Origin of the sequence: Flavobacterium sp. (assembly GCF_036405015.1) — a bacterium.
Taxonomy (GTDB): Bacteria; Bacteroidota; Bacteroidia; order Flavobacteriales; family Flavobacteriaceae; genus Flavobacterium.
The window spans coordinates 1-1,542 of sequence record NZ_DASWYK010000094.1; the positions used below are offsets into that span (position 1 = coordinate 1).

A 1,542-nucleotide genomic window follows, 5' to 3' on the forward strand; every position below is an offset into this window, starting at 1 on the left:
GTCGGTGTTAAATTGTTCAGAATTAAACACTTATAAAATTTAAAAAATAACATTAATGTAACCTACTGATAACCTACCACTTAAATTGTTTTTTGAAATTGCAATTATAATTGTTCCTTTTTAATTTGTAAGTTTGTGGTCGCTTAAATTCTTTCTTGATTTAAAACAGGTAACGAATTGTAAATCAACTATGTCATTACAAAATACTAACATTACTTCAAAAAATTACAGAAAACTTTCTATTCAGGTTTCACTGACTGGATTTTCATATTGCTGTTTTGATACTTTAAATAATATTATTACCTCGTTTAAAGAAGTTCAATTTGATACTTCAAACAAAACGGCTAAAATTGAAGATTTATTAAGAGACGCTTTCAAGAATAATCCGGAATTAAAAAGTAATTACGACGATGTAATGGTTATTCATACTAATAATCTTTCGACTTTTGTTCCAACTGCTTTGTTTGACGAAAACTACTTAGGAAGTTATTTACAGTATACAACAAAAGTATTTGAAACAGACTTTTTTACTTTTGATCAGATTCCTAATTATCAGATGAATGCAGTTTATATTCCGTATGTGAGTATCAATAATTTCTTGATTGATAATGTAGGTTCTTTCAACTACAAACACGCCAATACTATTTTGGTCGAAAAGCTTTTGGATAATTCCCGAAACAATGACGATAAAAAAATGATCGTAAATTTTAATCCAGGGAATTTCGAAATTATTGTTGTTCAGAATCAAAAACTTTTATTGTTTAATTCTTTTGAATACCAGACACCAGAAGATTTTATTTATTACATTTTGTTTACCGCAGAACAATTGAGTATGAATCCTGAAAGTTTCAAATTAGAATTTTTGGGAACCATTACAGAAAATGATGCGTTTTATCAGATTGCATACAAATATATTCGCCATATTTCGTTTCTTGACGTTACGACACTTCAAGAAAAAAACAGTTTTACAGCCGCTCAAAATCAAAAACATTATATCTTATTTCAATCATGAGAATCATTTCAGGAAAATACAAAGGACGCAGAATTTTTCCGCCAAAAAATCTACCTGTAAGACCAACGACTGACATGAGTAAAGAAGCATTATTTAATGTTTTAAATAATCATTTTAATTTTGACAGTTTAAAGGTTTTAGATTTATTTTCTGGAACAGGAAACATCAGTTACGAATTCGCTTCACGCGGAAGTGCGCCCATTACTTCTGTTGATGGCGATTTTGGATGCGTTAAATTCATCAAACAAGTTTCATCAGAATACGATTTTGATATTGCGGCAACAAAAAGTGATGTTTTTAAATTCTTAGACAATTCTAAAACGACTTACGATATCATTTTTGCCGATCCTCCATACGGATTAGATCAGGCAACTTTTGAAAAAATCGTACTAACTGTTTTTGAAAGAGATTTACTTGAAGAAGACGGAATGATGATTATCGAACATTCTAAATACACCAAACTCGATCATATGAGTAATTTTTCTTTTCAGAAAAGTTATGGCGGTTCTTACTTTAGTTTTTTTGAACTA

The 1,542-nt window shown here is 29.4% G+C and carries 2 protein-coding genes; both read left to right on the top strand.

Annotation, left to right across the window (positions count from 1 at the left end):
• The first annotated feature begins 190 nt into the window (after positions 1-190).
• Positions 191-1,012, top strand: coding sequence for a DUF3822 family protein (locus VGE71_RS07760; RefSeq protein ID WP_331137818.1), 822 nt, complete (start codon positions 191-193; stop codon positions 1,010-1,012).
• Positions 1,009-1,542: RsmD family RNA methyltransferase (locus tag VGE71_RS07765; RefSeq protein WP_331137819.1), on the top strand; the 534-nt coding region annotated here is incomplete at its 3' end. The genes VGE71_RS07760 and VGE71_RS07765, both read left to right, overlap by 4 nt.